The sequence below is a fragment of the Lawsonibacter sp. OA9 genome (assembly GCF_022440585.1).
On the sequence record NZ_JAKNTI010000022.1, the window covers coordinates 940,579 to 965,876 of the forward strand.

The following is a 25,298-nucleotide window of genomic DNA, read 5'->3' on the forward strand; positions in this document are numbered from 1 at the left end:
ACCACTCCTCTTAAATTGAAGTTATGACTTCTTCAAGAGCAGAGATCGGTAAATCGCTAAATATACAATACTCTAAACCATCCAAATTCCAGGCTACTGAACGAGCTATGATGTTGCTGAAAAAATAATATTGGACACCACCATGTACTGAGGTCCTTACCAGTTCAGCAGTTTTCTCATATTTTGGTTTTGTCCGCCCGTTCATCTCCATGATTTCAAAGATTATGTAATTGTTGTCGCTTTTCCATTGAATAGAAAACTCTGAAAGTCCAGAGACAGGTGATATGAAGAGTTGTGACTCTGCCGCCACAAACCCATCCGGAATTACAGGGATGACAGGTGTTAAACCCTTTTCTCCGACCAGTTCCTGGAACACGGCAAATTCCTCCGGTACTGGATCTGGGTCCGCGGATGCCACGGAGGATGATCCGTCCTCCATGACCCGGAACGAAAACTGCTCGGTGGTCCAATGGGCGACCAGTTGGAACAGGTTGGCATCTCCCAATACAGGGATGCAGGTCAGCGCGACCAGCACAGCCACCACGGCGGCAGCGAGTAAAGTACGACGGACCTTCCGACGACGGCTCTTGATGTGGAAGGGGAGCTCGTGGCCGGGACCAGTTGTCCGCTCTGGGATAGGGTAAAGAGGCTCGTTCAAACCTTTATATAGCTTCTCAAAATCCGCCCTGGCTCTCGCCCGGTCGGAGGAGCTGCTGTCACTTTCTTCTTGTTCTCTCTCTAAAATCACCTCCAGCACATGGTCTATCAGCTCGGGATCGCTCTCAACGTCAGAGAGGTCTGCCCGCAAAATGGATTCAAGCTCTGCGGTGGTCAACTGGTCCAGTTTGGCATACTTCTTATTTGCCATGCTCTGAACCCCCTTCCAAAATATAATTCCAGGAAAATGGAAAAACGGACAGGAATTTCCAAAAAATTTTCAAAAATTTTTAGTCCCGCTGCTCCAGCAGGCGTTTCTTTAATTTCTGCCTGGTCCGTTGAACCCGTTTTTGACAGACGCCAATGGTTAAGCCGCTTTCCTCAGATATTTTCTTATATGGAACGCCGTCTAACGCTACCCGCTTGAATATATGTAAATCTTTTGCCGGCAGCGCCTCCGAGATTTTTCGATTGAGTTTCTCCAGACTGTCTGGATCTTCCTCTATCTTTTCAAACTCGTCTGGAGCGGAAATGGGCGGAATCGCGTCCGAATCCAGGGACACATATTGCTTCAGATCCCTGGCCCTCTCCCTCAATTTATGGAGCGATTTATATTTTACTGCCTTTTGCAGCCAGAACTCCGGCTTTTCATGGGCCATCACCTCATCGATGTGCAGATACAGCTCCAAGAAGGCATCCTGCACAACTTCTTCCGCCAGTTCTGGATTTGACAGGAGGATCAGGGCGTATCGCTTCATCTTGCTAAACCGTTCCTCGTATAGGCAGTTGAAAAACGCTTCTTGACTTGATGCGTCTCTGTGGCCCATGCGCGTGCACTCCCATCCCTGTTTATAGATCCTCTTTGTCAAACTGATCGATACATACCCGCACCAGCTGCTCTACTCCACTGATAAATTCGGGGGATTTATTAGAAAGCATCTTTATGATGTTTTGAGAAGAAACGTTGTGGTGCTCCTGGTACACCAGGGCGTCAAACCCAACCTGGAGCGCGTCCGCGATGGCGTACAGAGTTTTTAATTTCATCATCTTTTCGCCGCGTTCGACCCGGGAGATAAACGCAGTCCCGACCCCGGCCTGTTCTGCCAACTGACCCTGTGTCAGGTTAGCTCTCTCCCGGTATTTCCGGATATTATCTCCGATCACTACAGCTAAGGTGGCATCATCCATACTGATTCCTCCATTCGGTAAAATTATATTTCCCAAATGAAAGGAAGTAAAAGCACCAATAGGTATATAATATTTTACCATTTCAGGAAATGCAAGAGAATTTCATCTTCTTGGGAAACCACATTTGGAACATGGAGCACAATAGGAGGATGGTTGAGAAATGCCGCCGCTCAACTGGGAAAGAGGCGCTGCCCTGGGCCACCAGACCTGGTAGAAATGTGCCGTACATACAAGAAGCCCCGGCCTAAAGGCCGGGGCTTCTTGCTGTGTGTTGTGTAAGGAGAGGGAGAAATGGGAGTAACTTGATCTCTTATCTGATCACGGCCTCATCATACAATACAATTAAGGCAAAACCGTGACTTTGCTGTGAATTTTTTGTGAACATTGGGATGGAACCGCCAAAAATCGACAGTTTTTAAGGCGCTTCATCTGTGATGAGGGAGAGTACCAGGGAAGCGGTATCTACCAGGTTTTGGACGCTGATTTCCTCCTGAGTAGTGTGGACCTTAGACATCCCTACCCCCAGTACCAGAGCTTTGATACCGTGGGCGTTCATATTGTTGGCATCGCTGCCGCCTCCGGTGGCGGACAGGGAGGGAGTTAACCCCACCCGCTCACAGGCGGCCATCACTGCCCGGAGGAAGGAGTCCTCGCTGGGGATGGAGAAGGGCGAGTAGGCCTTGCTCATCTGAAGATCCAACGCCGCCCCGTATTTTTCACAGGCATGACGGAGACACTGAGCCATGTGCTCCGCCTGCCGTTCCAACTTTTCCGCGTCACGGCTGCGGGCCTCCGCCGCCAGGTCCAGCACCTCTGGGACGATGTTGGTGGCATACTGGGAAGAAACAGAGCCGATGTTAGCCGTGGTCTCCTGGTCCACCCGCAGCAGACGCATTTGGGAGATGGCCTCCGCCGCCACCTGAATGGCACTGATCCCTTCCTCCGGGGCGACGCCCGCATGGGCGCGGCGGCCGGTGATCCGCGCGGTGATTTGGTACTGGCCGGGGGCACTGGTAATGATACGTCCGGCGTCCCCATCGCTATCCAGTACCACCGCTTGTTTGGCCAGGATGCGGCTATCATCCAGATGGCGAGAGCCACGCAGGCCGATCTCCTCACACACGGTAAAGACCGCCTGGACTGGAGGGTGGGGGAGCCGCTGTTCTACCAGGGAGCGCAGGGCCTCTACGATAGCGGCCACGCCCGCCTTGTCGTCGCTGCCCAGCACTGTGTCTCCTTTGGAGCGGATCACCCCGTTCTCCAGCACCGGCTCCACTCCCGTGCCAGGAATTACTGTGTCCAGGTGGGCGGACAGAAGGATGGGCTGACCGGGAGCGGTCCCAGGCAGGGTGCAGTACAGATTGCCGGTGTCGCTTCCGGTCTGGGCCTGGGTATCATCCAGATCCACTTGACAGCCGATGGCCTGAAGGTCCTCTGCCACGCGGGCGGCAATAGCGCCCTCATGAGTGCTCTCGCTGTCGATGCGTACATAGTCCAAAAAGGTATCCAAAAGACGGTCCCTGTTGATCATATAGCTGGCCTCCTTATGATAGTGCGGCCATTTTAACACGGAGGGGGAGTAAAATCAACTGCGGGACGGCACTAGCGGTCGGTGACTACCATAGTCTGGATATCCCGCTCCCCAGTGCCGCTGCTCAACAGGAACACGGTATAGTTGGTATTTTTCTCCACCTCCAGGTTCAGGGAAACGATGGTGTCGGGCAGGTCGGGAGTACCCAGAAAGGCACTGTCTAGAGTCTCAATGTCCATCCAGGAGGGCATGGGGGAACGGTCAGTCTCGGCAAAAAGGAACTGATAAGTCCCTGGCCGGACGCGCTTGAAAATGGTGGTCTCCTTGAAACGGACATCAGCATAGACCACCCGGCCGTCCTTCAACAGCACATCAACCGGGGGGCTGTTCAGAGCCAGATTGCTTACCCGGAAATTGGAAGCGCAGTTGCCCTGAAGGCAGCATTGGTCAGAGATCTGGAGCAGGTCCAGCCCACTAGGGGTATTGATGACAGCGATGGTGGACAGACTGCCTGGGGGAAGCGGCATGGTCTTGCGGAGATAGGTGTAGCCGTCGAGACCGGATACAGTGATAGTCTGATAGCCACCAGGGGCTTGGACATAGGAGGATACCGAGGCGTAACCCAACCGGGTGACCACCCGGACGCGGTTGATCTGGATGCGGATAGGGGTGTAGCCGAAGGCGGCATTGAGAAAACGGACTCTGGATAATGGGAGCCAGATAGGGGGGCGGACGGAGGAGCCGCCGTTGACTGGCCCGCCTTCTCCCGGATTTGGGAGGGGAATGACCGGGATATTCCCGGTGCTGCCATCATAGACCGGTCCGCCTTCTCCCGGATTGGGCAGAGGAATGACCGGGGTATTTCCAGAATTACCATCATAGACTGGTCCACCCTCACCCGGATTGGGCAAAGGGATCACCGGGGTGTTGTCGTTAATTCGTTCCATATGGATAAGGCAGGTCAGGGAGAGCCTGGCCTTTCTCCTTTCTGAGTTATTTTGTCTGGACAGCCCCAAACGTAAGCAGGGGGCACCCCATGCTATGCCAGATGGAGGAAGCCTGTTCAGAGAACGCGGGAGGAAAGGAGGTAGAAAAAGGGGAAGGACAGATGAAAAAGTAGGCCAAACACCTTGACAATGGGAAAAAACATGGTAGAATAGTCCCGGAAATGTGTTGATGAAGCCAAGTACAGCGGGGTGTCTTTAGCGAGAGGGGACAGTGAAAGCCCTCGGCTGAAAGCTGTACGAGCCACTTCTGAGCAGCCCGTGAGGAGCGGGACGGCCCATCCCCGTGAGCGGATGACTGAGATGTCCGGCTGACGTGCCGCGCCGGATAATCAGGGTGGTACCGTGGAAGGATGCTTTCCGCCCCTGACTGCTGTCAGGGGCGTTTTTTATTTCGAAAGGGGTATAAAATGCGGCAATATATTGTAGATGCCTTTGCAGATCGGGTTTTTGAGGGCAATCCGGCAGCAGTATGTGTGCTGGACCGCTGGCCGGAAGAGGACCGGATGATGCGGATTACCCGGGAAAACAATCTCTCTGAAACTGCCTTTGCCGTCCCGGAAGGGGAGGGATACCGGCTGCGCTGGTTTACCCCCGGCGGGGAAATTGACCTGTGCGGCCACGCCACTCTGGCTGCGGCCTTCGTGATCACGGAATTTATCTCTCCGGGTCTGGATGTCGTCCTCTTTGACACCCTCAGCGGGCGGCTGACGGTAAGAAAGCGGGGCGAGCTGCTGGAGATGGATTTCCCGGCCTATCAGCTCAAGCGCTTGGAGGTGACCGACCAGATCACCGAGGCGTTGGGGGCCAGACCCAGCGAGGTCTGGAGGGCCCGTGACCTGTTGTGTGTCTTTGAGGACCCGGAGACCGTCATCCGCCTTGAGCCAGACCAGGAGAAGCTGAAGGAGCTGAAGGGGGCTCTGATGCAGGTTACCGCTCCGGGGAGCGGGGAGTTTGACTGTGTGTCACGGTCCTTCGCCCCCAAAATGGGGGTGCCAGAGGACCCGGTGTGCGGCTCTGGCCACTGCCACATCATCCCCTACTGGGCTGCCCGGACGGGACGGAGGGAGTTTACCGCCCGCCAGGCGTCTCCGCGAGGCGGAACCCTCTACTGCCGCTTGGAGGGGGACCGGGTTATCCTGGCCGGCCGGGCAGCTCTCTATGCCAGGTGTGAACTGATGTTGGAGGACTGCTGATGAAAAGAAGAACGACAGGCCTGCTGGCCGCGGCGCTGCTAGCCGTCCTGCTGCTGGCCGGCTGCGGCACCCGCCCCCTGCCCAGCGGCATGGAGGAGGAAGCGGTGGGACAGGCGGGCCAGGAGATTGTGGAGATGCTGGTCGCACGGGACTATCAAGGAGTGGTTGACGCCTTCCGGCCGGACATAGCCGAGGAGCTGGGCGTCACCGCGGATACAATCCAGTCCGAGATGGACAAGGTTTCGGAAGCCGGACCCTATGTGGAAACCATAAAGCGGATGGCGGTGGGCGGAAAGAACAAAGACTATGGAGAGGACTATGCGGTGGCGGTGATCTACTGTGAGCATGAGGAGAAAAACATCGCCTATCAGCTCTCCTTTGACACCGATTTGAACTTGATCGGCATATATGCGGAAGTGAAAAAGAAATAAGATGATATACGGAGGTAATTCCTATGCATGATCCAAAGCCTTTCGGACTGAACGAGCTGCGCGAGATGTTCCTGTCCTTTTTTGAGAGCAAGGGCCATCTGCGTCTGCCCAGCTTTTCCCTGATCCCTCAGAATGATGCGTCCCTGCTGCTGATTAACAGCGGCATGGCCCCCATGAAGCCCTGGTTCACTGGGGAGCAGGAGCCCCCTCGCCATCGTGTCTGCACCTGCCAGAAGTGCATCCGCACCGGAGACATTGAGAACATCGGCAAAACTGCCCGCCACGGCACCTACTTTGAGATGCTGGGCAATTTCTCCTTTGGGGACTACTTCAAAAAGGACGCCATCCACTGGGGCTGGGAGTTTTTGACCAGCCCGGAGTGGGTGGGCCTGGATCCGGACCGGCTGTACCCCTCTGTCTTTGAGGGGAACGAGACCACCCCCGCCGATGACGAGGCATTCCGTATCTGGAACGAAGAGATCGGCATTCCCGCCGACCGCATCTTCAAATTCGGCAAAGCGGACAACTTCTGGGAGCATGGCTCCGGCCCCTGTGGCCCCTGCTCGGAGATCTACTACGACCGGGGCCCAGAGTGGGGCTGTGGCAAGCCCGGCTGCACTGTGGGCTGTGACTGTGACCGCTATATTGAGGTTTGGAATATCGTCTTTTCCCAGTTTGACAACGACGGTGAGGGCCACTATACTGAGCTGAAGCAGAAGAACATCGATACCGGCATGGGCCTGGAGCGGCTGGCCTGCGTCTGCCAGAAAGTGCCCTCCCTCTTCGATGTGGACACCGTCATGAACATCACCCACAAGGTATCCGAAATCACCGGCGCCCACTATGGCGAGACCCCTGCCAAGGATGTCTCCCTGCGGGTCATCACCGACCACATCCGCTCCGCTACCTTCATGATCTGTGACGGCGTGCTTCCCTCCAACGAGGGTCGGGGCTATGTCCTGCGCCGCCTGCTCCGCCGGGCTGCCCGCCACGGCAAGCTGCTGGGCGTCAACGAGCCCTTCCTTTACAAGGTGTGCGACACCGTCATCCACGAGAACGAGGGCCATTACCCCGAACTGCGGGAGCGGCAGGACTATATCACAAAGGTCATCCGGGTGGAGGAGGAGAACTTCGCCAAGACCATCGACGGCGGCCTGAAGATTTTTAACGAGATGCTCAAGGGGCACCAGGAGAAGCGGGAAAAGACCTTTTCCGGCGCCGACGCTTTCAAGTTATATGATACCTACGGCTTCCCTATCGACCTGACGCTGGAGATGGTGGAGGAGCAGGGCATGACCTTGGACCAGGACGCCTTCCACCAGCTCATGGAGGAGCAGCGCCAGCGGGCCCGGAAGGCCCGGGAGGCTCTGGGCGATTTGGGCTGGGCCGGCGTGGAATTTGGTAAGGATGTGCCAGAGACCCAGTTTGTGGGCTACGGGTGTGATACCGTGCTGGATGCCAAGGTGGTGGCCATTGTGGCCGAGGGCCAGCAGCGGGATGAGATTATCGGCGGTGGCGAGGCCATTGTGGTGCTGGACAAAACGCCCTTCTACGCCGAGATGGGCGGCCAGGTGGCCGACCATGGAGTGATCGCCTGTGAGAGCGGGCGTGGGATGTTGTTTGAGGTCCATGACGTGCAGAAGAACAAGGGCGGCAAGTATATGCACTATGGCCGGCTGATGGAGGGAACCCTGAAGGTGGGCGACACGGTTCGGGCCCAGATCGATCTGGACCGCCGTCGGGCCGTCATGCGGGCCCACTCTGCCACCCACTTGCTGGATAAGGCCCTGCGCGCTGTTCTGGGCGATCACGTCCACCAGGCAGGCTCTCTAGTGGAGGCCGACCGGCTGCGTTTTGACTTCACCCACTTCTCCGCCATGACGGCAGAGGAGTTGGCCAAGGTCAGCGCCATGGTGAATGAGGCTGTGCTGGCCGGCTATGACATTGTGACCGAAGAGCTGCCCATTGAACAGGCCAAGCAGAAGGGGGCTATCGCCCTCTTTGGAGAGAAATATGGTGACGTGGTCCGAGTCGTGGACATGGGCCAAGGCTACTCCGTGGAGTTCTGCGGCGGTACTCACCTGGATAACACCGCCAAGGTGGGGGTGTTCCACATCTCCAGCGAGTTCTCTGTGGCCTCCGGCGTCCGCCGCATCGAGGCTACTACCGGTATGGCTTCTTTAGAGGTAATGAACCGCAATCAGGAGCTGCTCTTCCAGGCTGCTGCAGCCCTGAAGGCTAAACCCGGTGAGTTGCGGGAGAAGGCGGAGGCTGCCATGGGCGAGATTCGCCAGCTCCACCAGGCAGTGGAGAAGTTCAAGGCCCGTGAAGCGGTCAGCGAGGCCGAGCGATTCCTTTTCGCTGCCCATGAGGTAGGGGGCCTGAAGGTGCTTACCGCCACGGTGCCGGACGCGGATGCCGACCGTCTGCGCAAAATGGGGGACTTTTTGAAGGACAAGGAGCCCAACGTTGTGGCCGTCCTGGCCGCCATCAATGGGGAGAAGATTACCTTCTTGGCCGCCTGTGGCAAGGAGGCCGTCCAGAAGGGAGTCAAGGCCGGAGAGATCGTCAAGCAGGTGTCCGCCATCGCCGGCGGCTCCGGCGGCGGCAAGCCTGACTCCGCAATGGGCGGCGGCAAAGACCCGCTGATGGTGGACAACGCCCTCGCTATGGTGGATAACGTGGTATCCATGAAGCTGGGGCTGTGAGCCATGACCCGCGACGATCTCAAGCGCTTTTGCGCTCTGGATATTGACTTTGAAAGTATTGGCTTGATGGAGCCTGGACTTTCCTTGGAGCCTTATTTCTGTACTCCGATGAATGCCGAGCCGGTAGGGAGGCTGGGCTGCGACGGTATCCATTTTGTCCTTCTGCCCGGGGATGAGCGGGTGTTTTGCGTGGACCCCGCTATGGGGGAGCCGGGGACCTATGTCCTGCCAGTAGCGACAGATTTTCTGGAATTTTTGTCCTTTGTCCTCTACTGCCGGGATGCCAACCCCCTCTCCCAGATTTGGTGGCTGACGGAAGAACGGTTCCGGGAACTGTTGGAGGAGGACAAGAGGGCTGTCTGGCCTGGGTGTGAGACATTTTTTGCTGGGAAACAGACAGCCCTGGAGAGGATAGCAAGGGCCTTTGACCTGGCTCCCGCTGCCCCGTATCAGCAGGTCAAGGCCCTTCAGGCCGCCTTTGATCCCACGATTATGAAATTTTCCAACGAATACTATGATGTGCTGGGACTGGAGTATCCAGAGTGACAGGACAGGGATAAGGAAACGGGCTTTGCAGGGACAAGATCTTCCAGCATCGAAGTTCTATCTGCCTTCCTGATTTTGACTTTTTATGCTAACAGATACCGTGCGGCACGGTTAACTAGACCGTTGCCGCACGGCTCTTTTATCTTTCACTTTTGTTTAGATCTAATTTTGACTGTTTTTTAATCCATTTTGATTCATTTGCTTTAACCATATGTCCGTTCCAATCTAACACAAAAAATTTTCATATTTCCTAATTTAATATTGATTTCCTAGCCGGAATATGATAACATTTGTTTCATAAATAATATAGTTTTGAATTTTAATCCTTTTTTTGCTATCAAATATACTGGAGGGATACTATGAAGCGTGTTTACCTGACTAAGATGCGCCAGGGTGAACAGGTGGCCTACATTGGAAACGCCGATCCCCGCCTTCTGTGTCCGATGATTATCCATACCGATACTGACGATGAAAAATATCAGCGGGCTATTTCCCGCACCCGTGTCTCAGAGGTTGCCGCCTATGTGTTGGGAGACGGAGAATCCTCGCCCGGAATTCTTCCCGGCGCTCTGATTTTGGGAACCCGCTACCAGGACAGGCTTCCTGTTTGCCGGGCCTATGCCACGACAAAGGACAGCACGGGTCTGGATCAGACCATTGAGCTGTATTACATTGACCTCCCCGAGACGGAAGAGGAAATCGGCTCTCTGCAGGATACTTTGGATATTATGGATGGACAGCACCGTCTGACCGCTTTCTCCTCCCCCTATGTCCAGCTTCCAGAGCATGTGCCCTACGAGGTGAATTTTACCTTGTATGTCTGCCCCAGCCTTCAGGAGCGTCGTATGATTTTCCGTACTACAAACGAGAACCAGAAGCCGGTAAATGGCAACCTTCTGATGTGGTTCCGAGAGAAGTTGGGCCTGCTGAATGAGACAGAGGCTGACTTTCACCCAGTTGTCACCATGCTGAATACCCGCGCTGATTCCCCTCTGCGGGGCCGTATCATTATGGGCGACGAGGTGTTGCCTAAGGGCTATAAAGCCCAGCAGATTGTGAAGATTTTTGACAAGGCAAAATTTGCGGAACTTGAGGCAGGCGGCGCGCCGTTGTCTCAGGAGGCCCTGTACCAAGTGATTGTCACCTATCTGCGCGGCTGGGAAACCGCCTGCGAAGTCTCCTTTGCCTTCCCACAAAAGGGGGAGACTGCCACTAAAATCAGTGCCATCCGCTACATGCTCTTTATGCTCCCCACCTTCTGGGACGTGGCCATCCAGGCATCCACCAAGTTCAACGCCGCCCTGATGGCAGAGCTGCTGTGGTATTTGACTGATACCCTGCAATTGGAACATACCGGCGAAATTTTTTCTCCCAACTCAGTTTGGTCCTATGCCTTCCGAGGGGAGGGGGCGACGGTCAAGCTGGCTGAGGATCACGCCAGAATGCTCAAGCGTGAACTGCAGACCCAGCGTGTCAAACAGTTTAACCCTTTGGAGCAATGAGAGGAGTAGAGATGATATGACAAATTTGGAATCGGGTCAGCGGACTTCCCCCTTCCTCTCCTACTGTTGGGATGATTTAGACATGGCCTACATGCTGGAGGCGCTTCTGGCCGCCAAGGGCGTGGAACTGATTTGGGACAAGCGGTGCCTGAAGCTGGATGACAGCATCAGCCAGTTTATGTCTCTCGGGTGTGACTGCTCGGAGGTCATTCTTCTGGTCAGCAACTCCTATTTGAAGTCCCAAAGCTGCATGAAAGAGGTGCTAGAGGTGCTGAACGGCTCAGAGCCCCTGCAGCGCATCAGGCCTTTGATTCTTCCCTCTGCACAGATCTTTTCCCCTGAGGGCAGGGCCGGGTATGTCCAATACTGGGCCGGGGAGTATGAACACCTGCAGAAGGAGATACGCAAGATTGGACGGGGCGCTGCCGCCGGCAGCTTGAATCAGGATCTGGTTCTCTTAAACCAAATCTATGAAAACGCAGATCACTTTCTCTCCATGCTGGCCGACCGGTACAGCCCAACGGAGCTGCTTGAATTTGTGGAGCATTTCTGTGCTGGCCGTCAACAACAGGGTTGCATAAGCCGCCCCTCTTATCCTTTGACTGCACCAGGTGGGATTTCCTTGCGGTCTTAGTAGGCTGGAAAAGGCGGCGCCCCGGCTCTGAGTGGAATAGATGAAAACCGCGGCTGGGACGGGGAGGCCCTGTGTACTTGAAGCAAAAACGGTAAACGGACCCCATCTTCAAAAGGGACGGCCCTTGGGCCGTCCCTTAAAATTTTTTGGGAGATTCTCAACATTTTCCCCAGCCAGATTGTGTGATAAGCAGAGAGACAAAAAGGGAGGTGTCTTGTTTGGAACATAGCCAGAGCGGGGAGAAGATGGCCGCCCTCTACCGCCGATATGTGACCATGGTCTATCAGATCTGTCTGATGCTGATGAAAAATGTACCCGACGCAGAGGACGCCACCCAGACAGTCTTTCGAAAAGCGATGGAGCATGAGGGCCTCTTCCGTGATCCGGAGCATGAAAAGGCCTGGCTTATCGTTACCGCCCGGAACGAGTGCAAAAACCAGCTCAAGCACTGGTGGAGGACAAAGAGGGCGGGAGAAGAGATACTTCAGAACCTGACCTGGGAGCAGCCGTCGGACGGGGAGCTGTGGGATCTGATCCTTACCCTACCGGAGAAATACCGGATGGTGCTGTATCTCCACTACTACCAGGGTTACACCGCGCTGGAAACAGCGGAGATCTTGGGGAAGAACCCATCCACCATTCGTACCTGGCTGGTTCAGGCGAGATGGAAACTGAAAGAAATTTTGGAGGTGGAAGAGTATGGACGAGGATAAGCTCAAGCGGGTGTTTGACCAGATAAAACCCACTCAAGAGCAGGAACGGGTTATGCTGGACCGCCTCCTGACAGGGCAGAAGGAGGTCAAACCTGTGAGTCGAATGAAGAAGATGCCCGCTGTACTGGCGGCCGCCGCCGTGCTCCTGCTGGCCTGTGCCTTTACAGTGGCTACGGGGTTGGATCAGAAATTTGCGGCGCTGTTTGGGGCAGGGGAGCAGGAGACAAGGCTGATCAAAGACGGTGTGGTGCAGGTGGATCAAAGACACACCTATGAAAATGGATGGACGGTTGAAGTGGAACAAATGCTGGTGGACCGGTATACCTTGGCGGTCCTGCTGGACGTGATCGCCCCAGAGGAGACTGCCTTGTGGGGAGAGGACTATTCTGTTCTGGCAACTTCCGATATTGAGCCTGAGTCGGAAGAGAATGGCGTGGGCGGCTGGGTGTCCGGCTCCATTGTTTTACCAGATGATGATCCGGGTGACCATCACATCTCGATTTTGTGGTATCGGGGACCGACCACCTATCTTCAGGCAGATGCTCAGACATTTCTGGGTGGGGAATTTACGATTACTCCGTTGCGCCTGGTTGAAAAGATCACCTTTGAGAACTTGGCTGACTTTTCTCAGGAGCGGCATGACTTTTGTGTGAAACTGCCTGACCAGGACAGCGGACGACAATATGAGGCCGGGCTTCCCATTCAGGTGGGAGAAGACAATATGGTCCTGCAGTCGCTGTATGTTTCGCCCATCAGTGTTGCCTTTATGATTCAAGGAGAGGAAAACGATTTCCGTATGTGGGGGCCAGCGGCGTTTTCCGAAATACAAAGTACTACCGTTCTGAATCTGTTGGACGGCCAAACCGCATCTGTGGGCCGCGCAGTGAGCCAGAGCTATAATCCAGATACTGGGATGGGAGAATTTGTGTTCCAACTGAATCAGATTGTGGACCCGGATGAGGTGACATCCCTTACCATCTTAGGCCAGACCTTCTCTCTGGGAGGGCTGCTCCCGGTGGAGGAATAAAAACCTTGGCAATTCTGGCAAAAGGGGGTACAATGGTCTTACTAACAAACAAAGGAGGTTTCCCAATGTCTGACTGTCTGTTTTGTAAGATTGCGGAGGGGCAGATCCCGTCCAACAAAGTCTACGAGGACGAGGTATGCTTTGCCTTCCATGACATCGATCCCCAGGCGCCCACCCACTTTTTGGTTATCCCCAAGGCCCATATCGGATCTGTGGCCGAGGTGACAGAGGACAACGCCGACGTAGTGGCCCATATTTTCGCAGTCATCTCCAAAGTGACCAAGGAGCTGGGCCTGGACAGCTACCGTGTGGTGTCCAATATTGGGGAGCAGGCGGGCCAGTCTGTCCCCCATCTCCATTTCCATGTTCTGTCTGGCCGGGATATGACCTGGCCTCCAGGCTGAGGGAGAAGGGGATGGTACCGAATGATCCCGCCATCCTCCTCAGCTTCCTGAATACCCGGCTTAGGGATGACGGCTGCACCCTGGAGGAGCTGTGCGCGCAGCTGGATGTAGAGCAGAGCGGGGTGGAGGATAAGCTGGCTGCCATAGGCTACACCTACCATAGAGAGCGCAACCAATTCCTTTGATAGAGGAAGTCGGAAAAAAGGGTTGACAAGAGAGTTAGAATATGCTAACCTATACGTGGTTAGAGAGAGCTAACTCTCATCCTCCTTACACCTCCCTACTTTCACTTTTCCTGACTGAGGGCGCGCTCTGACCACCAGACGCTTGGGCGGGGCAGGCAATACCGCCGGGCAGACCGGGGCCGTGGATCATTCCACGGCTCCGGTTTTTCTTTCTGTATCAGAAAAAGGAAGATACCCCTTTCCATACTGGGTGAACTGTGATATAATCCTCATAGCTTTTTAGTTATGGGGTGTGCTGTTTATGTTCGTCAAGAATCCGGAATATTTTATGGCCATCGTCAAGGAGCGGAGCATCTCCAAAGCGGCGGAGCGGCTCTATCTCTCCCAACCCTATCTCAGCCAGTATCTGGCCAAGCTGGAGTCCAATCTGGGGGCCGTGTTGCTGGACCGTTCCCACTCGCCCCTGAAGCTGACGCCGGCAGGGGAGGTGTTCCATGCCTATCTGGAGCGCCAGAGTTATTTGGACCGGCAGCTGGTCAGCGACCTGCGGGATCTGCAGAACGAGAAGCGGCCTGTCCTCCACATCGGCGTATCCCCTTGGCGCGGCTCCACCCTACTGCCCGATGTGCTGCCCCTGTTCACCAAGCAATACTCCGACGTCCAGGTGGTCCTCCATGAGGCGCCGGTGCCCGAACTGGGGGATTTGGCGGCGGGCAGTGTCACGGACTTCTGCATCATGCACATCCCTGGGGATCTGACGGAGCTGACCTATGAACTGGTCATGCGGGAGCATATCTTCCTTTTGGCCCACCGGGACCACCCCCTGGTCCGAGGGCTCACCAGTACCTACGACGACCCCATACCCTTCCCCGACCTGCGGCAGCTGGAGCGGGAGCGTATCGTGATGCTGCCCCCGGACTGGCGGCTGTCCAAGCTGCTCCACAATACCTTCTCCGTCCATAACGTGGAGCCCCAGAATATTTTGGTGACTACCAACAACACCACAGCCATCAATCTGGTGGCGGAAAACATGGGCTTCGCCTTTTTACAGGAGAGCGGCATCTCTCGCACCCCATATCTGGACCGGCTGGCCTGCTTTACCATCGGAGAGCCGCCACTGACCTGCCCCATGGCGGTGGTCTACAAGAAAAATGGATTCCTGTCACCGGCGGCCAGAACGTTTATCGACCTGATCAAGGAGTATTACAGCCGCTTTGACCGTCCCGCCAACCTTTGAACAAATATCGGGCCTGATTTTCAGCAAAAGGGACGGAGAGAAACCACACCGCCCCCCTTGACGAGGGAGGAGGCCTATGCTAAACTGAATCCAAGCCCTGCGACTGACGGAAGTGGAGTGACCACGTGGAACAGGGCCCGGCGTGTGAAACGCCATATTGCCGACCGTCTGGGCGCACTATTGCTTAGTGCGCCCTTTTATTTTTGCGGGCGCAACAGGAAGGAGTTATGGAAGATGAAGACTGACATCGAGATCGCCCAGGCCGCGGAGATGCTTCCAATTGGCCAGGTGGCCCACAAGGCGGGGGTCAGCGAGGAACTGCTGGAATACTATGGGCGCTATAAGGCTAAAATCGACATCACCCCCCTGCGGGACAAGGCCCGGAAGGGCAAGCTGATCCTGGTCACCGCTATCAATCCGACCCCCGCCGGAGAGGGCAAGACCACCACCTCCGTTGGGCTGGCTGACGCGCTGAAAAAGCTGGACAAGAACGTAATCCTGGCCCTGCGGGAGCCCTCCCTTGGCCCTGTGTTCGGCGTCAAGGGCGGCGCCGCCGGTGGTGGTTACGCCCAGGTGGTGCCTATGGAGGATATCAACCTCCACTTCACCGGCGACTTCCACGCCATCGGAGCGGCCAATAACCTTCTGGCCGCCATGTTGGACAACCATATCCAGCAGGGTAACGAGCTGGGCATCGACGTGAAGAAGATCACCTGGCGCCGCTGTGTGGATATGAACGACCGGCAGTTGCGAAATATCGTGGACGGCCTGGGCGGCCGGATGCAGGGCGTCCCGCGAGAGGACGGCTTTGATATCACGGTGGCCAGCGAGATCATGGCGGTCCTGTGTCTGGCCACCGGCCTGAAGGATTTGAAGGAGCGGCTGGCTCGTATCATCGTGGGCTACACCTATGACGACCGGCCGGTGACCGCCGCCGACCTAAAGGCCCAGGGAGCCATGGCCGCCCTGCTGAAGGACGCCATCAAGCCCAATCTGGTCCAGACGCTGGAGAACACTCCCGCCTTTGTCCACGGCGGCCCCTTTGCCAACATCGCCCACGGCTGCAACTCCGTCTCCGCCACTGACACCGCCCTGAAGCTGGCCGACTATGTGGTCACCGAGGCGGGCTTCGGAGCTGACCTGGGTGCGGAGAAGTTTCTGGACATCAAATGCCGGGCCGCCGGACTGACCCCGGACGCGGTGGTCATTGTAGCCACAGTCAAGGCGCTGAAGTACAACGGCGGTGTGCCCAAGGCCCAGTTGGGAGAGGAAAACCTGGAGGCGTTGGAGCGGGGCCTGCCCAATCTACTCAAGCATGTGGAGAATATCACCCAGGTCTTCGGTTTGCCCTGTGTGGTGGCCATCAACCGTTTTGTCAACGATACCGACAGAGAGCTGGACCTGATTCGCTCCAAGTGTAAAGAACTGGGGGTCAACGTGGCCTTGTCCGAAGTGTGGGGCAGAGGGGGCGAGGGTGGTATCGAACTGGCTCAGGAGGTGCTCCGCCTGTGTGAGCAGCCCAAGAAGTTTACCTACGCCTATGAGTTAGATCAGCCTCTAAAGAGCAAGATCGAGGCTGTGGTGAAAAAGATATATGGGGGCGTGGGCGTGAGCTATTCCGCTGCCGCATCCAAGGAGCTGGAGCGGCTGGAGAGGATGGGCATGGGCGGCCTGCCCGTGTGCATGGCCAAGACCCAGTATTCCCTCACCGATGACCAGACCAGGCTGGGCCGCCCCGAGGGCTTTACCATTACGGTGTCCAAGGTGAAGGTGTCCGCGGGCGCCGGCTTTGTGGTGGTCCAGACTGGGGATATTATGACTATGCCTGGCCTGCCCAAGGTACCCTCCGCGGAAAAGATCGACGTGGATGAGAACGGAGTAATCTCCGGCCTGTTCTGAGGGGGGCGCATGGATAACCATTTCAATTCCCCCGCCCAGGTGACGGCACTCTACGCCGCCGCTGGGGCGGAGAAGGCCGGAAAGCCAGCCTCTGTCCTGATCCTGCTGGGCATCCTGGCTGGGGCCTTGATCGCCATGGGCAGCGCCGCCACTAACACGGCCTCCTATGGCATCCAGGGCACCTGGACCGCCCGGACGGTGTGTGGCCTGCTGTTCCCCTTCGGGCTGGGAATGGTGATAGCCACCGGGGCGGAGCTCTTTACCGGCAACTGCCTGATCACCATTTCTCTGCTGGATGGGCGCTGCTCCTGGCGGGGGATGTTGCGGAATTGGAGCATCGTCTACCTGTCTAATTTTGCCGGAGCCCTGCTAGTGGCGGCGGGCTGCGCCTGGTTCGGTCAGCTCGACTACTCCGGCGGTCAGCTGGCCCTGTTCACAATGAGAATGGCGGCCGCCAAGTGTGCCATCCCCTTCCAGAATGGGGTGGTGCTGGGCTTCTTCTGCAACCTTCTGGTCTGCCTGGGCGTGGTCATGGCCATGTCGGGCAGGGACACAGCCAGCCGCCTGATGGGGGCATTTCTTCCGGTATGTTACTTTGTCCTGTGCGGCTTTGAGCACTGCGTTGCCAATATGTACTATATTGCCGCTGGCCTTATGGCCAAGATGGTCCCGGCCTATGCCCAACTGGCGGCGGAGGCGGGGCTGGACTTGTCTGGATTGACAGTGGGGGGATTCCTGCTGGGAAACCTGCTCCCCGTCACGATTGGGAACGTCCTGGGCGGCGCGGGGCTGGGCGGCCTGCTGTGGTATTGCTACCGCCCGAAAAGCTGACGGCCTATTGGCATAGAAAACGGCTGTGGGAGATGGTCTTTTGATCACATCTCCCACAGCCGTTTTTTCGACCGGGCGTGGTCAGCCGGTTCAGGTGCTTAGACGACCCTTTCTTCAGAATAAGCCCGGAGGACCGCTATCGACAGGCCCGTTCTCTGGCGGTTAAGTAGAGCAGTCCGCCCGCCTGATAGGCGACGAAGTCCCAGGGGTCGAAGACTGCCCCCGCTTTCCAAAGTGGGGCGAGAACCTCCCACACCAGCCCGCAGGCCAGAAGCAGGGGGACCGTGTGCTTTACCGAGCGAAGGGGGGCTAGCCTGCCCCAGCGCAAAAGGTAGTCAGCCCAGGCGCATATGGCTCCCCCGGCAAACAGGTCGTTGGCATAGCAGGACAGGAACCATCCTAAGTGTCCGTCTGAGTTGGGAATAAGAAGGCAGCGGTTGACGATATAAAATACCAGGGCCCCGCCGCACACCCGCAGGTCAAATGTCCGAATATCCAAGGTCAGAGGAAGCTGAGGAGCAGCACGGTTACTATTAAGCCTAAGATAACGGCACCCACTGCGGCACCGAAAGACAGGGGCTCCCGGCGGGGCTCCTCACGGCTGGAAAGGTCATCCACAGGGGATCTCTTGCTCAACTGCTCCAGGTCGCTGCCCGCGTCGGAGGGATAGGAGCGGAGGTCCGCAAAGTGGTCCAGCAGCTTCAGGGCCCGCTGGACCGTGGTATAACTGGCGTTTGTAATCAATATGACCGGCGGGAACAGGAGCATATTCTCGACAGAGTGGGAGGAAAGAACGCCCGCCTCCGCATCTCGCAAGATGGCGTCCGGTAGGACAGCGGAATAGGTCTCATCTTGCAGCACCTCCCGATAAAACTGGGCTAAACGGTCCCGGACCATTTTAGGATCCGTGATATGATTGATGACAAGGGTGTACGTCCCATCTTCCAGACGTTCTGCAAGAGACCGGCCACAGTTGGGACAGAACCGGTCCAGACCGGTGACAATGGCCTGACAACCGGGGCAGCGCGCGGGGGTCCTCTCCAGGGCGCTCTCCTCTCCAAGAAGCAGCCAGTCGGAGGACACGCCAAACAGACGGCACATCTCTGCCAAATAGGCCACATCTGGGTTTGTCTGTCCGCTCTCCCATTTGCTTACCGCCTGCCGGGAGACGCCTAGCTTTTCTCCCAACTGCTCCTGGGATAATCCGGCCTGCTTCCGGGCCAGGGCGATCCGTTCATACAGTTCCATCATGGTCCTCCCACCTTTCTGATCCTGTATCCAAGATACCCCAAATCCCACGATATGACAAGAAAAATAAGCTGGAAATTTGTCAACCTGAAGTTGACAGGCGGCTGGAGGGGGAAAAACAGAGAAAAAGGCGGGGCTATACTTGACACCTCCCAGGAAGGATGCTAATATAATGATTTGTAACAAGCGCAAGGAACGGAAAGAGTAGCGTCCCGGCCAACGGACAGAGAGGGCCCTTCACCGGCTGAAAGGGGGCCCACAGCGGCAGACGTGAAGTGCGTCCGGGAGCGCGGGGCGTAATGGCCTCCGGTTCGGCCCCGATAGCGGCCGGTCAAGTGAGAAATGAGAGTGGAACCGCGAGTTATCGCCTCTTATGCCAAAATGGGCATAAGAGGTTTTCTTTTTGTCCTGCCCAGCGAGGGGCAGGATTACCGCAAAACAAGGAAGGAGGAGCCTATGTTCAGATCCCTCATGGAAACCTTGGAGGCGTATCAGCGCCGTGACCCGGCCGCGCACTCCAAATTGGAGATATTTTTGCTCTATCAAGGGGTGCATGCCCTGTTGTATCACCGGCTTGCCCATTGGTTATACTGTCATAATCTGAAATTTTTGGCCAGGGCAGTCTCCCAGTGGAGCCGGTTCTGGACCGGTATTGAGATCCATCCTGGGGCCAAGATCGGCCGCCGTCTGGTCATGGACCATGGTATGGGCATCGTCATCGGAGAAACCGCCGAGGTGGGGGACGACTGCCTGCTCTACCATGGAGTCACGCTGGGGGGGACCGGTAAGGATCAGGGCAAGCGCCACCCCACCATTGGCAATAATGTCCTAGTCAGCTGCGGGGCCAAGGTGCTGGGCCCCATCAAGGTGGGCGACAACTCCCGGATCGCGGCTAACGCCGTGGTCCTGTCCGAGGTGCCGGAGGACGCTACTGCTGTGGGTATCCCGGCCCAGATTGTCCGCATCGCCGGACGCACCACCCGATACGCGGATGAAGTGGACCAGACCAGCGTGGAAAATCCCACGCTGGAGCGTTTGGAGGCCCTGTCCTCCAGACTGGAATTTATCGAAAAGCTGCTGGATGAGCGATACGAGATTATTAGGGAACAGGGAGAGCGGGAGACGGTCTGACCGGCCGCCTGCGCTCTGAGGACAAGAGAAAGAGACTAGATAAAAAGGAGAGGTACCATGTATCTGTATAATTCCGCGACCCATAACAAAGAGGAATTTCAAACTCATACTCCCGGACATGTAGAGATGTATACCTGCGGTCCCACAGTATACCACTTTGCCCACATTGGCAACCTGCGCTCCTATATCATGGAGGATGTGCTGGAAAAATTCCTGCGCTACGATGGGTACGAGGTCAATCGGGTCATGAACATCACCGATGTGGGCCATCTGGCCTCTGACGCTGACACCGGCGAGGATAAGATGCTCAAGGGCGCCAAACGGGAGCACAAGTCAGTCATGGAGATTGCCAAGTTCTATACTGACGCCTTTTTCAACGACTGTGAAAAGCTGAATATCAAGCGGCCCGACGTGGTGGAGCCCGCCACCAACTGCATTGAGGACTATATCCGGATCGTATCCGGCCTGATCGAAAAGGGGTACGCCTACCTGGCTGGAGGAAACGTTTATTTTGACTCCTCCAAGCTGGACCGCTATTATGTGTTCAACGACCACGATGAGGAGGACCTGGCGGTAGGCGTCCGGGAGGGCGTGGAGGAGGATTCCAACAAGCGGAATAAAAACGACTTCGTCCTCTGGTTCACCAAGAGCAAATTCGAGGACCAGGCCCTGAAGTGGGATTCCCCCTGGGGGGTGGGCTATCCTGGATGGCATATCGAATGTACCGGTATCTCCCTCAAGCACAACGGAGAGTATTTGGACCTGCACTGTGGCGGGATCGACAATGCCTTCCCCCACCACACCAACGAGATTGCCCAGTCGGAGAGCTACCTGGGTCACCCCTGGTGTAAGCAGTGGTTCCATGTCCACCATTTAAATACAAACAGCGGAAAAATGTCCAAGTCCAAGGGGGAGTTCCTCACTGTGTCCTTACTGGAGGAGAAGGGCTATGACCCTCTGGCCTATCGGTTCTTCTGCCTCCAGTCCCATTACCGCAAGGGCTTGGTCTTTTCCTGGGAAAATCTGGATAACGCCGCTGGGGCTTACCAAAAGCTGATTGCCAAGATCGCGGCCATCGACCCCAAGGACGGTGTGGTGGACGAGGACCTCTTGGGTGAGTATCAGATGAAATTCCGTCAGCAGGTGGGCAATGACCTGAACACATCCATGGGAGTCACCGCCCTGTATGACGCCCTGAAGGCCAAGACTAACGGGGCCACCAAGCTGGCCATCCTGAACAGCTTTGACCAGGTTTTGTCCCTGTCGTTGCTGGAAAAGGCGGAGAAGGTGCGGAAGGAGCAGGCGGCTCAGAAGTCCCAGTCTGCCGGCGGCTATACCGTCACCGGCGAAGGGGACCCGGCCGTCGATGCTCTGGTGCTGGCACGGGGCGAGGCCAAAAAGGCAAAGAATTTTGCCGAAGCCGACCGCATCCGGGATGAACTGAAGGCGATGGGCATCGAGGTCACCGACGTGCCCGGAGGCGCGTCCTGGAAGCGGGTATAACAGGGAGATGCCGGGGGCGGCCATCCTGCAAAGGAATGGCCGCCCCCGGCTGATCGATTTCTGCCTGTTTTATGGTACAGGTTCCACGCCTTTTTCCAGGGGAGCGTGAGAAAAAATTGAGGAAAATTTTTGCTTTTCCCATTGACATTTTCGCGCCGGTTTGCTATATTAAAACTAAGTTATTGAGAATAATTCTCATTTAACAAATACAGGAAAGTGAGGTAATTATCATGCCTGAGCTGAAGGGAAGCAAGACCGAAGCCAATCTGTGGACCGCGTTTGCCGGCGAGTCCCAGGCCCGCAACAAGTATACTTATTTCGCCTCCAAGGCCAAGAAGGACGGCTATGTCCAGATCTCCAAGATCTTTGAAGAGACCGCCGCCAACGAGAAGGAGCACGCCGAGATCTGGTTTAAGCTGCTGGAGGGCATTGGAACTACCGCGGAGAATCTAAAGGCTGCCGCCGAGGGTGAGAATTACGAGTGGACCGATATGTACGCCACCATGGCCAAGGAGGCCAAGGAGGAAGGCTTCGACCATATCGCTTTCTTGTTTGAGGAGGTCGCCAAGATTGAGAAGGAGCACGAGGAACGCTACCTGAAGCTGCTGGCCAACGTGGAGGGCGGCATTGTCTTCTCCCGCGATGGCGACATGATTTGGCAGTGCTCCAACTGTGGCCACATCCATGTGGGCAAGCAGGCCCCCGAGGTGTGCCCCGTCTGCGCCCATCCCAAGGATTATTTCCAGCTGAAGGCTGAAAACTATTGATGGAAACAGAAAAAGCAGGACCGCCACCGGTGGTCCTGCTTTTTTCAGTCAGCTTTCGGGGATGGGCATGGGAGCCTTCACCTTGGTGAGGTCGCTGTCCGCATAAGCTTGGGCCAGAGAATCCAGGGCCACATCCTGGGCTTCCAGGAGGACGCCCACCTCTTTCAAGGCGGCGCCAGCCTTGTCCAGCTGGTCGGCAGCATGAGAAACAGTGGACTCCACCTGGGTACGAAGAACGTCGTATTCCTGCTCCACTCGCTGCATCCAACGCTCCATCTGACGGCGGAGCTGACGGGCCTGCTCCTCCGCCTGCTCCTGGACGGTCTGGGCCCGTCGGTGGGCCTCCAGCTCTACGCCGGCGGTGCGCTCCTTCAGGGCAGCGTAAGCTTCGGCGTCCGGTTCCAAGGCGGCGATCCTGGTTTGGGCCTGGGCCAGTGAGTTCTCTAGCTGGGCCAGCCGGTCGCTTAACTGGCTGCGCTCGGTACGGCTGGTGGACAGGGCCACATTGGTCTGCTCCAGTTGACCGGAGAGGGCGTCCTTCTCCTCCTGGAGCCGCTGGTTGGCCTGCTGGAGCTGGAGGATCTGTTGGCTTTGTTCCTCAATCTGGCGAAGGGCAGACTCGGCGGCCTGACGCTGCTGTTCCAACTGCTGCTCCAGGGCCTCGCGCTGTTGAGCGGCTTCCCTGGCGGTATTTTCTAAATAGGTCAGGACGTCCTGGCGGTTAAAGCCGCCGAAGGCAGCACCTCGAAAGGGATGGTCCATGGATAGCACCTCTCTGAAACGCGGAACAAACCGCGGTTTTTGTCATTTTCCCAGATATCTTACCACAGGTCGGGAATAATTACAATCCTTTCTCTGGCCCCAGCAGGGGAAAGGAAGGTTTTTCTGCCCTTTCGACAGGGAATCAGTCATAATTCATTGACTGGAACGGTCTGGAATGATATACTAACTTAGTTTTCCAATCGTTTTGCCCCTGTATATCAGGAGGATCGAACAGGTGAGGTGTGCCATATATGTGGGCGTCCGACAACTGGAAGGATTATGAGCTGATCGACTGTGGCCGGGGAGAAAAGCTGGAGCGGTGGGGGGACCAGATGTTGGTCCGCCCCGACCCCCAGGCCATCTGGAACACGCCCCGGACCCACCGGGGTTGGAAAGTGAATGCCGGCCGATACGCCCGCTCCTCCACAGGGGGAGGACAGTGGCAGAATAAGTCCATGCCGGAGCGGTGGACGGTATCCTATGGGGACCTGACCTTTAACATCAAGCCCATGAACTTCAAGCACACCGGCCTGTTTCCAGAGCAGGCGGTCAACTGGGACTTTGCCCGGGAACAGATCCAAAAGGCCGGCCGGCCTATTTCGGTGCTTAACCTGTTTGCCTATACCGGAGGGGCCACCGTGGCCTGCGCCGCGGCCGGAGCCAGCGTCTGTCATGTAGACGCAGCCAAGGGTATGGTCCAGTGGGCACGGGAGAACGCCAGGGCCTCCGGCTTGGAGGAAGCGCCCATCCGCTGGATTGTGGATGACTGTGCCAAGTTCGTGGAACGGGAGATACGCCGGGGACGGAGGTACGATGCCATCATCATGGACCCGCCCAGCTATGGTCGGGGCCCCACCGGAGAGGTGTGGAAGCTGGAGGAAAACCTGTTTCCATTCGTGGAGTTGGTATCTGGAGTGCTGTCCGACGACCCGCTGTTCGTTATTTTGAACTCCTACACCACCGGGCTGGCGCCCAGCGTGGTGACCTATATCCTGGAGACCATCCTCTCCAAACGCTTCGGCGGCCACACTACCAGTGACGAGCTGGGGCTGCCCGTCACCGAAAGCGGGCTGGTCCTCCCCTGTGGGGCCACGGGGCGTTGGGTCAAGCATGAGGCGTGAAGTGTTGAGAGGGAAGAGATCAGGGCGAGTCCCGGCCGTGTGGTGGAACAACAATAGGACGAAAGGCGGAGTGAAACCGCACGGATATGCGTCTATATCCCCACTCTTTGCTCTCTGCTCTCAACTCTATCCAGAAAGGGCTATCATATGAGCAACACCATCATCAAAACTGAAGACCTCCGTTTCTCCTACCCGGCGGCCGAGGGGGTGTCCCCAGTGGTGCTGGACGGCGTAGATCTGGCCATCAAGGAAGGCTCCTTTGTAGCCGTCCTGGGGCACAACGGGAGCGGAAAATCCACCTTGGCCAAGCATATGAACGCTATCCTGCTGCCCAGCGGAGGCAAGGTGTATGTGGACGGCATTGACACTACGGATGAGGACAGGCTGCTGGACGTCCGCCGCGCGGTGGGTATGGTGTTTCAGAACCCGGACAACCAGATCGTCGCTAATGTGGTGGAGGAGGATGTGGCCTTCGCACCTGAAAATCTGGGCGTCCCCCCGGAAGAGATCCGCAAGCGGGTGGATGAGGCCCTGAAGGCGGTAAATATGTATGAGTTCCGGGAGCACGCTCCCCATTTGCTGTCCGGAGGGCAGAAGCAGCGGATCGCCATCGCCGGAGTCATCGCCATGGAGCCGCGGTGCGTCGTGCTGGACGAGCCCACCGCCATGTTGGACCCCACCGGACGGGCCGATGTGCTCCGCACCATCAAGGCGCTGAACCAGGAGCGGGGAGTTACGGTGGTCCTTATCACCCACCACATGGACGAGGCCGCACAGGCTGACCGATTGGTGGTTATGTCTAAGGGCCGTGTGGTGGCCGACGGAGTGCCTAAGGAGGTTTTTTCCCATGTGGAGGAGCTGAAGGCGGTAGGGCTCACGGTCCCCCAGACCACCCAGCTTCTCTGGGAGCTGAGGCAGGAGGGAATCAGCGTCCCTCTGGACGCCCTCTCAGACGAGGAGTGTGCCGCGGCCCTGTGGTCCGTGCTGTCGTAAGCGGGAACTGATATGTTATTGTTGGGGACGGGCTCTGCCGCGCTCCCATGTGCCTTCCCTTGGGGGAGAGTTTTTTGGAC

General features: G+C 56.8%; 26 protein-coding genes and 1 riboswitch. Of the genes, 18 read left to right on the forward strand and 8 right to left on the reverse strand.

Going from position 1 to position 25,298, the window contains the following annotated elements; genetic code table 11:
* Positions 1 to 10 precede the first annotated feature (10 nt).
* From MCG44_RS05590 to MCG44_RS05610, 5 genes are all read right to left on the reverse strand, one after another.
* A complete protein-coding gene (locus tag MCG44_RS05590) occupies positions 11 to 868 on the reverse strand; it encodes a DUF4367 domain-containing protein (protein WP_240287190.1) in 858 nt (285 codons plus the stop codon).
* Positions 869 to 947: 79 nt separating this feature from the next.
* A complete protein-coding gene (locus MCG44_RS05595) occupies positions 948 to 1,484 on the reverse strand; it encodes an RNA polymerase sigma factor (RefSeq protein ID WP_240287192.1) in 537 nt (178 codons plus the stop codon).
* A gap of 22 nt (positions 1,485 to 1,506) precedes the next feature.
* Positions 1,507 to 1,845, reverse strand: a complete 339-nt coding sequence (locus MCG44_RS05600; protein WP_240287195.1) for a helix-turn-helix domain-containing protein — start codon at positions 1,843 to 1,845, stop codon at positions 1,507 to 1,509.
* 415 nt (positions 1,846 to 2,260) lie between these two features.
* Positions 2,261 to 3,376: a M20/M25/M40 family metallo-hydrolase gene (locus MCG44_RS05605; RefSeq protein WP_147572048.1), complete on the reverse strand. Its 1,116-nt coding sequence runs from the start codon at positions 3,374 to 3,376 to the stop codon at positions 2,261 to 2,263.
* A 71-nt stretch (positions 3,377 to 3,447) separates the two neighbouring features.
* Positions 3,448 to 4,323 carry a DUF4397 domain-containing protein gene (locus MCG44_RS05610; RefSeq protein ID WP_240287196.1) on the reverse strand — a complete coding sequence of 292 codons (876 nt, stop codon included), beginning with the start codon at positions 4,321 to 4,323 and terminating at the stop codon, positions 3,448 to 3,450.
* A gap of 467 nt (positions 4,324 to 4,790) precedes the next feature.
* Here MCG44_RS05610 and MCG44_RS05615 point away from each other — a divergent pair, with 467 nt between their 5' ends.
* From MCG44_RS05615 to MCG44_RS05675, 13 genes are all read left to right on the forward strand, one after another.
* Positions 4,791 to 5,576 carry a PhzF family phenazine biosynthesis protein gene (locus tag MCG44_RS05615; RefSeq protein ID WP_240287198.1) on the forward strand — a complete coding sequence of 262 codons (786 nt, stop codon included), beginning with the start codon at positions 4,791 to 4,793 and terminating at the stop codon, positions 5,574 to 5,576.
* Complete coding sequence (locus MCG44_RS05620) at positions 5,576 to 6,007, forward strand: DUF3887 domain-containing protein (protein WP_147572051.1); 432 nt, start codon at positions 5,576 to 5,578, stop codon at positions 6,005 to 6,007. The genes MCG44_RS05615 and MCG44_RS05620 overlap by 1 nt, the downstream gene beginning before the upstream one ends.
* Before the next feature lie 23 nt (positions 6,008 to 6,030).
* Positions 6,031 to 8,715 (forward strand): alanine--tRNA ligase, encoded by a 2,685-nt coding sequence (alaS, locus tag MCG44_RS05625; RefSeq protein WP_147572052.1) that lies wholly within the window; start codon positions 6,031 to 6,033, stop codon positions 8,713 to 8,715.
* Between the two features lie 3 nt (positions 8,716 to 8,718).
* Positions 8,719 to 9,261 carry a hypothetical protein gene (locus tag MCG44_RS05630; protein WP_240287200.1) on the forward strand — a complete coding sequence of 181 codons (543 nt, stop codon included), beginning with the start codon at positions 8,719 to 8,721 and terminating at the stop codon, positions 9,259 to 9,261.
* Between the two features lie 359 nt (positions 9,262 to 9,620).
* Positions 9,621 to 10,763, forward strand: a complete 1,143-nt coding sequence (locus MCG44_RS05635; protein WP_240287202.1) for a DGQHR domain-containing protein — start codon at positions 9,621 to 9,623, stop codon at positions 10,761 to 10,763.
* A gap of 16 nt (positions 10,764 to 10,779) precedes the next feature.
* Complete coding sequence (locus MCG44_RS05640) at positions 10,780 to 11,397, forward strand: toll/interleukin-1 receptor domain-containing protein (protein ID WP_240287204.1); 618 nt, start codon at positions 10,780 to 10,782, stop codon at positions 11,395 to 11,397.
* A gap of 209 nt (positions 11,398 to 11,606) precedes the next feature.
* Positions 11,607 to 12,110, forward strand: coding sequence for an RNA polymerase sigma factor (locus MCG44_RS05645; RefSeq protein WP_240287206.1), 504 nt, complete (start codon positions 11,607 to 11,609; stop codon positions 12,108 to 12,110).
* The gene (locus MCG44_RS05650; RefSeq protein ID WP_240287208.1) at positions 12,097 to 13,137 is read left to right on the forward strand and encodes a cyclase family protein; all 1,041 of its coding nucleotides are present in this window, start codon (positions 12,097 to 12,099) and stop codon (positions 13,135 to 13,137) included. Before MCG44_RS05645 ends, MCG44_RS05650 begins: the two co-directional genes overlap by 14 nt.
* Positions 13,138 to 13,202: 65 nt before the next feature.
* Complete coding sequence (locus tag MCG44_RS05655; RefSeq protein ID WP_186852027.1) at positions 13,203 to 13,541, forward strand: histidine triad nucleotide-binding protein; 339 nt, start codon at positions 13,203 to 13,205, stop codon at positions 13,539 to 13,541.
* 11 nt (positions 13,542 to 13,552) lie between these two features.
* Positions 13,553 to 13,726 carry a DUF4250 domain-containing protein gene (locus MCG44_RS05660; protein WP_186852028.1) on the forward strand — a complete coding sequence of 58 codons (174 nt, stop codon included), beginning with the start codon at positions 13,553 to 13,555 and terminating at the stop codon, positions 13,724 to 13,726.
* A 301-nt stretch (positions 13,727 to 14,027) separates the two neighbouring features.
* The gene (locus MCG44_RS05665) at positions 14,028 to 14,963 is read left to right on the forward strand and encodes a LysR family transcriptional regulator (RefSeq protein WP_147572059.1); all 936 of its coding nucleotides are present in this window, start codon (positions 14,028 to 14,030) and stop codon (positions 14,961 to 14,963) included.
* 89 nt (positions 14,964 to 15,052) lie between these two features.
* A riboswitch (ZMP/ZTP riboswitch) is annotated at positions 15,053 to 15,144 on the forward strand.
* 53 nt (positions 15,145 to 15,197) lie between these two features.
* The gene (locus MCG44_RS05670) at positions 15,198 to 16,862 is read left to right on the forward strand and encodes a formate--tetrahydrofolate ligase (protein ID WP_240287210.1); all 1,665 of its coding nucleotides are present in this window, start codon (positions 15,198 to 15,200) and stop codon (positions 16,860 to 16,862) included.
* A 9-nt stretch (positions 16,863 to 16,871) separates the two neighbouring features.
* Positions 16,872 to 17,693: a formate/nitrite transporter family protein gene (locus MCG44_RS05675; protein WP_240287212.1), complete on the forward strand. Its 822-nt coding sequence runs from the start codon at positions 16,872 to 16,874 to the stop codon at positions 17,691 to 17,693.
* A 136-nt stretch (positions 17,694 to 17,829) separates the two neighbouring features.
* On the opposite strand, the gene MCG44_RS05680 is transcribed toward MCG44_RS05675, so the two are convergent.
* Positions 17,830 to 18,192, reverse strand: coding sequence for a hypothetical protein (locus tag MCG44_RS05680; RefSeq protein WP_240287214.1), 363 nt, complete (start codon positions 18,190 to 18,192; stop codon positions 17,830 to 17,832).
* Between the two features lie 2 nt (positions 18,193 to 18,194).
* Positions 18,195 to 18,941: a helix-turn-helix domain-containing protein gene (locus MCG44_RS05685; protein WP_240287216.1), complete on the reverse strand. Its 747-nt coding sequence runs from the start codon at positions 18,939 to 18,941 to the stop codon at positions 18,195 to 18,197.
* A 456-nt stretch (positions 18,942 to 19,397) separates the two neighbouring features.
* Here MCG44_RS05685 and epsC point away from each other — a divergent pair, with 456 nt between their 5' ends.
* The 3 genes from epsC to rbr all read left to right on the forward strand — a co-directional run bounded on the left by epsC (position 19,398) and on the right by rbr (position 22,342).
* Entirely contained in the window at positions 19,398 to 20,072 is a 675-nt protein-coding gene (gene epsC / locus MCG44_RS05690; protein ID WP_147572071.1) for a serine O-acetyltransferase EpsC, read from the forward strand.
* 57 nt (positions 20,073 to 20,129) lie between these two features.
* Positions 20,130 to 21,575, forward strand: a complete 1,446-nt coding sequence (cysS, locus tag MCG44_RS05695; RefSeq protein WP_240287218.1) for a cysteine--tRNA ligase — start codon at positions 20,130 to 20,132, stop codon at positions 21,573 to 21,575.
* 230 nt (positions 21,576 to 21,805) lie between these two features.
* Positions 21,806 to 22,342, forward strand: coding sequence for a rubrerythrin (gene rbr / locus MCG44_RS05700; RefSeq protein ID WP_240287220.1), 537 nt, complete (start codon positions 21,806 to 21,808; stop codon positions 22,340 to 22,342).
* A gap of 48 nt (positions 22,343 to 22,390) precedes the next feature.
* Here rbr and MCG44_RS05705 read toward each other — a convergent pair whose 3' ends face one another.
* Positions 22,391 to 23,104, reverse strand: a complete 714-nt coding sequence (locus MCG44_RS05705) for a hypothetical protein (protein WP_186852032.1) — start codon at positions 23,102 to 23,104, stop codon at positions 22,391 to 22,393.
* A gap of 251 nt (positions 23,105 to 23,355) precedes the next feature.
* Here MCG44_RS05705 and MCG44_RS05710 point away from each other — a divergent pair, with 251 nt between their 5' ends.
* Both MCG44_RS05710 and MCG44_RS05715 read left to right on the forward strand, forming a co-directional pair.
* Complete coding sequence (locus MCG44_RS05710) at positions 23,356 to 24,225, forward strand: class I SAM-dependent methyltransferase (RefSeq protein WP_240287223.1); 870 nt, start codon at positions 23,356 to 23,358, stop codon at positions 24,223 to 24,225.
* Between the two features lie 147 nt (positions 24,226 to 24,372).
* Positions 24,373 to 25,218, forward strand: a complete 846-nt coding sequence (locus tag MCG44_RS05715; RefSeq protein ID WP_147572076.1) for an energy-coupling factor transporter ATPase — start codon at positions 24,373 to 24,375, stop codon at positions 25,216 to 25,218.
* Positions 25,219 to 25,298: the final 80 nt, after the last annotated feature.

Bases quoted from the DNA above. Each gene is read 5' to 3' on its own strand.
- MCG44_RS05590 (WP_240287190.1), bottom strand. From the start codon at position 868: ATGGCAAATAAGAAGTATGCCAAACTGGACCAGTTGACCACCGCAGAG.
- MCG44_RS05595 (WP_240287192.1), bottom strand. From the start codon at position 1,484: ATGGGCCACAGAGACGCATCAAGTCAAGAAGCGTTTTTCAACTGCCTA.
- MCG44_RS05600 (WP_240287195.1), bottom strand. From the start codon at position 1,845: ATGGATGATGCCACCTTAGCTGTAGTGATCGGAGATAATATCCGGAAA.
- MCG44_RS05605 (WP_147572048.1), bottom strand. From the start codon at position 3,376: ATGATCAACAGGGACCGTCTTTTGGATACCTTTTTGGACTATGTACGC.
- MCG44_RS05610 (WP_240287196.1), bottom strand. From the start codon at position 4,323: ATGGAACGAATTAACGACAACACCCCGGTGATCCCTTTGCCCAATCCG.
- MCG44_RS05615 (WP_240287198.1), top strand. From the start codon at position 4,791: ATGCGGCAATATATTGTAGATGCCTTTGCAGATCGGGTTTTTGAGGGC.
- MCG44_RS05620 (WP_147572051.1), top strand. From the start codon at position 5,576: ATGAAAAGAAGAACGACAGGCCTGCTGGCCGCGGCGCTGCTAGCCGTC.
- alaS (WP_147572052.1), top strand. From the start codon at position 6,031: ATGCATGATCCAAAGCCTTTCGGACTGAACGAGCTGCGCGAGATGTTC.
- MCG44_RS05630 (WP_240287200.1), top strand. From the start codon at position 8,719: ATGACCCGCGACGATCTCAAGCGCTTTTGCGCTCTGGATATTGACTTT.
- MCG44_RS05635 (WP_240287202.1), top strand. From the start codon at position 9,621: ATGAAGCGTGTTTACCTGACTAAGATGCGCCAGGGTGAACAGGTGGCC.
- MCG44_RS05640 (WP_240287204.1), top strand. From the start codon at position 10,780: ATGACAAATTTGGAATCGGGTCAGCGGACTTCCCCCTTCCTCTCCTAC.
- MCG44_RS05650 (WP_240287208.1), top strand. From the start codon at position 12,097: ATGGACGAGGATAAGCTCAAGCGGGTGTTTGACCAGATAAAACCCACT.
- MCG44_RS05655 (WP_186852027.1), top strand. From the start codon at position 13,203: ATGTCTGACTGTCTGTTTTGTAAGATTGCGGAGGGGCAGATCCCGTCC.
- MCG44_RS05660 (WP_186852028.1), top strand. From the start codon at position 13,553: ATGGTACCGAATGATCCCGCCATCCTCCTCAGCTTCCTGAATACCCGG.
- MCG44_RS05665 (WP_147572059.1), top strand. From the start codon at position 14,028: ATGTTCGTCAAGAATCCGGAATATTTTATGGCCATCGTCAAGGAGCGG.
- MCG44_RS05670 (WP_240287210.1), top strand. From the start codon at position 15,198: ATGAAGACTGACATCGAGATCGCCCAGGCCGCGGAGATGCTTCCAATT.
- MCG44_RS05675 (WP_240287212.1), top strand. From the start codon at position 16,872: ATGGATAACCATTTCAATTCCCCCGCCCAGGTGACGGCACTCTACGCC.
- MCG44_RS05685 (WP_240287216.1), bottom strand. From the start codon at position 18,941: ATGGAACTGTATGAACGGATCGCCCTGGCCCGGAAGCAGGCCGGATTA.
- epsC (WP_147572071.1), top strand. From the start codon at position 19,398: ATGTTCAGATCCCTCATGGAAACCTTGGAGGCGTATCAGCGCCGTGAC.
- cysS (WP_240287218.1), top strand. From the start codon at position 20,130: ATGTATCTGTATAATTCCGCGACCCATAACAAAGAGGAATTTCAAACT.
- rbr (WP_240287220.1), top strand. From the start codon at position 21,806: ATGCCTGAGCTGAAGGGAAGCAAGACCGAAGCCAATCTGTGGACCGCG.
- MCG44_RS05705 (WP_186852032.1), bottom strand. From the start codon at position 23,104: ATGGACCATCCCTTTCGAGGTGCTGCCTTCGGCGGCTTTAACCGCCAG.
- MCG44_RS05710 (WP_240287223.1), top strand. From the start codon at position 23,356: ATGTGGGCGTCCGACAACTGGAAGGATTATGAGCTGATCGACTGTGGC.
- MCG44_RS05715 (WP_147572076.1), top strand. From the start codon at position 24,373: ATGAGCAACACCATCATCAAAACTGAAGACCTCCGTTTCTCCTACCCG.